The sequence below is a fragment of the Streptomyces flaveolus genome (genome assembly GCF_014648815.1).
In the GTDB taxonomy this organism is placed as follows: domain Bacteria; phylum Actinomycetota; class Actinomycetes; order Streptomycetales; family Streptomycetaceae; genus Streptomyces; species Streptomyces flaveolus.
Window position 1 is genome coordinate 1 of sequence record NZ_BMRV01000034.1, and the last position, 5,354, is coordinate 5,354.

At 69.5% G+C, this 5,354-nt stretch carries 3 protein-coding genes and 1 pseudogene; 1 reads left to right on the forward strand and 3 read right to left on the reverse strand.

Annotated features, from left to right (window positions below; all coding sequences use genetic code 11):
• Window positions 1-446: 446 nt before the first annotated feature.
• Window positions 447-1,565, reverse strand: a complete 1,119-nt coding sequence (locus tag IEZ05_RS35985; RefSeq protein ID WP_189234539.1) for an FAD-dependent oxidoreductase — start codon at window positions 1,563-1,565, stop codon at window positions 447-449.
• A 539-nt stretch (window positions 1,566-2,104) separates the two neighbouring features.
• Window positions 2,105-2,992, reverse strand: coding sequence for an alpha/beta hydrolase (locus IEZ05_RS35990; protein WP_189234540.1), 888 nt, complete (start codon window positions 2,990-2,992; stop codon window positions 2,105-2,107).
• Window positions 2,993-3,140: 148 nt separating this feature from the next.
• Here IEZ05_RS35990 and IEZ05_RS35995 point away from each other — a divergent pair, with 148 nt between their 5' ends.
• A complete protein-coding gene (locus IEZ05_RS35995; protein WP_189234541.1) occupies window positions 3,141-4,010 on the forward strand; it encodes a helix-turn-helix domain-containing protein in 870 nt (289 codons plus the stop codon).
• A gap of 150 nt (window positions 4,011-4,160) precedes the next feature.
• On the opposite strand, the pseudogene IEZ05_RS37015 reads toward IEZ05_RS35995, so the two are convergent.
• Window positions 4,161-4,610 (reverse strand): annotated as a pseudogene (locus IEZ05_RS37015) (GGDEF domain-containing protein); the annotation flags it as partial.
• Window positions 4,611-5,354 lie beyond the last annotated feature (744 nt).

Sequence of the window (5,354 nt, forward strand, 5' to 3'; positions counted from 1 at the left end):
CCCCCCCCTCGCGGCCGGGACCCCGCCGGAAGCGGCCGGCACGTCCAGGACCCGTAGCCGCCGCAGCCGAAGCGAATGCGGCTCGGTCTGAGCAGACCAGAGCCGGACGGTGACGCACCGGGCTTTCGAGGCGTCCGGACAGTCCCGCAGACGGCGCTGCCGGCGACGACGGCGACGACAGCCACGGGCGCGGGCCTCGAAGCGTGCAGCCGAAGACACAGCCAGCGGTGGAACGGGCGGCCGGGCGGGCGGGCGTCCGCCAGGGCCGATGACGAGATCACACAGGCGGACCGGGCGTGGACCGAAACCCACCCGCACCGGGCCCGCCCTCCCCCATCATGTGACTCCTCAACGAGGGCCGGCGGGCCCCGACTTCGACATGCCGGGGGACGTGACTTCGCCGGCATACCGCCCGAACGGACCCTCACGTGCGACCGGGCCGCTCCCTACTGCTGGTTCCTGAGGTGCTCGGCAATCAGGTCATAGGCCGGGTCATCGGGGTCGGCGGCCTCGGGTGCGCCGGAGTTCCGAGCTTGGGCACTGCGGGGGAACAGATCCTGTTCGTAAGCGGTCAGGGCGGTTTCGGGAGCATCCGGGTGGGCGGCGAGAGCCAGGGCGAGCTCGGCGGCGTCGAGCATGGCGAGGTTGGCGCCTTCGCCGTTCGGAGGCGAAAGGTGGGCGGCGTCGCCGAGCAGGGTGACACCCGGGATGCGGGGCCACCGGTGGGCGGCCGGCAGTGCGTAAAGAGGGCGGAGGACCGGGGGGAGGTCGGCTTCGGTGAGCAGGGCGGTCAGTTCCGGGGCCCAGTGGGCGAACTCCCGCATCACCCGTGCCGTCGCGGCAGCATCGCAGAAGCCGACGGTGTCGAACCACTCGCGGGGCTTGTGCAGACCCACGTAGGCATGCAGAGTGTCACCCTTCTCGCGGTGGGCGAAAATCTCCCGGCCCGGCTCAACCGCCAACATGGACCCGCCGCCGACCGTCTTCGCGACGGCCGGATGCCGGGTGTCGGCGTCGTAGAGGTACGTCTCGACGACCGACCTGCCGGTGTACTCGGGCACCTCGGCGGATACCAGCGGCCGGACCTTCGACCACGCCCCGTCCGCACCGACCAGGAGACCGGTGGTGACACTGCTCCCGTCGGCAAAGGTGACTGCGTGGCGACCGCAACCGAGGCTTCGCACAGCGTCGACCCTGTGCCCCCACCGGACGATCCCGTCCGGGAGCGAGTCGAGCAGCATCTGCCGCAGGTCACCGCGCAGCACCTCGGGCCGGCCGCCCGTACCGTCGTCAGCCTCGTCGACCAGCAACTCACCGTTCGGAGCGAAGACACGCATGGCCTGCCGGCCCTCAAGGACCAGACCACGGAACTCGTCCACCAAGCCGGCAGCCTGCAGAGCAATCAGCCCGTTGTAATCGTGAATATCGAGCATCCCGCCCTGGGACCGTGCCGTCGGAGAAGGTTCCGCCTCATAGACCGTGACGGATATGGAGTGCAGATACAGGACACGGGCAAGGATGAGACCGCCGAGCCCGGCACCGACAACAGTGACATGAACAGACATGGATTCCCTTCCAAGGAAAAGGCAGAGGAAAAGGCCGCCCGGCCGGCTCCCGACCGACTGCCTGCCTGACTGCCCGCCACACCAACCTGCCGCCACCCACCGACAGTCCACCGACACCCCGCCGACAACCCACCACCAACACCGACAACCCGCCGACAAACGAAAACCACAGCCCGACACGACAACAAAAGACGCCCATGCCCAATCCGAACGCCCCCCAGCTCCAGCCGACCAGGACCAGAACCAGCAGGCAGGACCGGTAAACCGAGCCACGCCCACACCCCCACCAACCCCCCACCACCGGCACCCGCCCCGGCCCCGGGGTCACCTCCCGCTATCCGCAGGCGCGCGGACCGGTGTGCCGTGGCGGGACGTCCCCGTCGAATACGTGCTGGTCGCAGCCGTCGGAGAGTGACTGCGACCAGCACCTTCGCGACACTTGGCAGCCTGTCCCTCGCCGGGCACCTCCCACCCTGACCAAGGGATCTACCCGCAGCGCGGACGCGGCGTCCGTTGAAGCGCTGCTCACGCTTGCCGGCTCAGGCGAGGTGCTTGCTGAAGAACTCGACCAGCTTGGCGACGGCAGGAGTCACGTACTGGTCGCGGTCGTACAGATCGACGTGGGTGGCGCCGTCGACGAGGAACAGCTCGGCGTTGCCGGGGCTGCCGGCGACGGCCTTCTCCGAGAACCCGCGGGTCACCGCCTCGGTGCCGGCAATCATGAGCAGCGGGCGAGGCGCGATCTTGGCGACATCGGCGAAGGAATCGAACTGGTCGAGGAGATCCGCGCTGCGCACGACCACGTCTCCCGTGGAGCGCGGGTGCCTGCCGCGGGGCGTCTTGTAGTAGTCGACGAACTCGGCGACCGGGGCGGAGGTCTCGGCATCGGCCCTCTCCGGCAGCACAGCAAACGTTGCCGCGGGCTCGCCGGCGGCCTCGGCGCTGCGCAGGTTCCCGGAGTTCGCCACCATCTGCTGCCAGCCCTCGGGGTCGGCGCCGCGGAAGAAGCTGGGAACGTCGGTCCCGGAGACGCCCGCCACGGCCTTCATGCGGTGGTCCGTCTGGGCGGCGTAGGGCACGTAGGCGCCCGAGCCGCACACGCCCATCACGCCGATGCGCTCCGGATCGATCTCGGGACGCGTGGTGAGGTAGGAGACCGCCGCTCGGAAGTCCTCGGCGCGCTGGAAGGGGTCCTCCAGGCCGCGGGGCATGCCCTCGGACTCGCCCTGGAAGGCGGCATCGAAGGTCAGAACGGCGAACCCTTCCTTGACCAGGCGTGTGGCGTACACCGCCGGTGACTGCTCCTTGACCCCGGTCGTCTGGTGGCCGATGACAATGGCGGCGAGCGAGCCGTCGCTGTCCCCGGGAAGGTAGAGGTGGCCGGCGAGCTGCAGGCCGTTGGTCGGGAATCGGACGTCAGTCCTCATTTTCTGCTCCTGGGGGGATCGTGCCGGCCGGCGATCTGCGGGCCTGTATCCACTGTCCAGCCGACGGCAGGGGCCCAGGAAGGTCGGGATCCTTCCTAGGAAAGATCCCTCCCAGGCAGAGCATTTCCCTCGGTGCCATGCTGGAGGAGTGACTGATTCCGCGCACCTTCGTGAGCTCGGTGAGTTCCTCAAGCATCGCCGTGGTGAGCTCACACCGGCGCAGGTCGGGCTTCCCGAGCGCACGCACACCCAGCGCCGTGTGCGGGGACTGCGCCGTGAGGAAGTGGCTGAGCTCGCCGCGATCAGTACCGACTACTACGTACGCCTCGAGCAGGGCCGGCTGGCACCGTCGCGACCGGTGCTCGAGTCCCTCTCGCGCCAGCTGCGGCTGGACGGCGACCAGCGGGCGTACGTGGAAGGGCTGGTCGACCAGGCCGCGCGGGCCGGTCACCGCAAGACGCCGCGTCGGTCCCCTCGCCCCAAGGTGCACCCGCACCTGACCCGGCTGCTCGGCCAGCTCACCAGTACACCCGCCATCGTTTTCGGTCCACGCCTTGACATCCTCGCGTGGAACCCCTTGGCAGCACAGCTGCTGTGCGACTTCGCGGCTGTGCCCGAGTCCGAGCGCAACTACGTCCGCATGGTCTTCACCGACCCGCTGATGCGCGAAATCTATCCGGAGTGGGAAGACGTGGCCCGCACGTGCGTCGAAGTCCTGCGGATGGAAGCCGGAACGAATCCGACCGATCCAGCCCTTACAGCTCTTGTGGGCGAGCTGGCCGTGGCCGATCAGCAATTCCGGGTTTGGTGGGCCGAGCACCGCGTCGCGCACCAGGACTTCGGCAGCAAACGCATCACCCACTCCCTCGTCGGCGAACTCACCCTCGACTGGGACACCTTCCGCTACGCCGGTGCACCGGAACAGCAACTCGTGCTCTGGTCGGCCGAACCCGGCACCTCCAACGCGGAACGACTGGCCGATCTGGCCCACGGCACGGCTCAGAGACCGCCTTCGTGAGCACCACTGCGACTGATTCTTTTCGAGGAGCAGCGGACCGTCACCACTTTCGATACACGGCCAGTCGACCTGCACGGGCCGCGCTAGCAGGGTGACCAGCTGGGCAAGCCGGAGTTCGCGACGGGCCGGTGCGATCCGCACGGCGAAGGCGAACTCGTCTCCTGTGAGCCTGCCGACCGCCCCGCGGCTGCCCGCCCAGGCGGTGAGGCGCTGTGCGGTGGCGGCCAGGACGCGGTCGCCGGCGGCGTGCCCGCCGGGTCCGTCATTGATCTGCTTGAAGTGGTCCAGGTCCACGATACCGACCAGGGCGTGGTCGCCGTGCCGGTCGGTGATCTGCCAGGCCTTGGCGGTGAAGCCGTCGCCTCCGAGCAGACCCGTGAGCGGGTCGCGGCGGGCGGCGGACAGCTTGCGGTGCAGCGTGAGCGCGTGCACGGTCCAGCCGGTCAGCGGCACGGCGAGCGTGGTGATGAACAGGGCGCGTTGCCCGATCGGGGCCCGTACGCGCACGGTGGAGGCCAAACCGCGGTCACCGAGTACGCGAAGGAACAGGGCGAGGCCCGGTACGACGCCGAGGCCAGCGTGAAGAAGGCAGCCCGGCACCCGGAGCAGGCGTCGGAAGTCCGCCGGGTACGGGCTTCCGGCGGCACGGCCTCCCGTCAACCCGCCGGTCCGTCTCGTCCGGCGCGTACACGGACCGGCCGCCCGGGTACGCCTACCGGTCTCGTTCGGGTGATGCGCTCGGTGCTCTCGCCTTGTCCGGCCCGGAAACTTCCTACCGTGCTGAGCACCCAGCCACCGAAATGGCTCGACCCTCTCAAGGAGTAACGCATGCGCCGCATTGCCGCTTTGACCATGGGCGCTTTCGCTCTCGTTGGTCTCCTCGCTGGGCCAGTGAACGCTGCCCCCGCCCAGCCCACCGACGCTGTCGTACCGTTCAGCTGCCTCTCCTTGGGGATCGGCTGTCCGGTGGGCTACGTGCCGGCGGCGAACTGACCGTCGTACAGCAGAGCACCGGCCCGCTACCCCCGTCCCGGGATGGCGGGCCGCGCGCTGTTCAGGGCAGTCTGGGCAGGCTCCCGTACCCCACCAGCACCGGTCGCTACCCGGCCTTCCAGCCCACCACGGTCAGGATGTCACGGCCCCCCACACGACAACGGCCGGAGCAGCCACCATCAGGCACCGCCCCAGCAGCCGCCACTGCTCCCGGTTCATGCCGCAATCACCCCGCCCTCCGCCCAGATCCGCCCGCACCCCGTGCGGTGCACGCACCGGCGCCATGCTGATGGGCCCGCACGACGGTGGAATCGGCCGCCATGTCCCAGCAGACCTCAACACCGCATCAGC

Coding starts and splice junctions, on each gene's coding strand:
- IEZ05_RS35990 (WP_189234540.1), bottom strand. CDS start 2,992: ATGAGGACTGACGTCCGATTCCCGACCAACGGCCTGCAGCTCGCCGGC.
- IEZ05_RS35985 (WP_189234539.1), bottom strand. CDS start 1,565: ATGTCTGTTCATGTCACTGTTGTCGGTGCCGGGCTCGGCGGTCTCATC.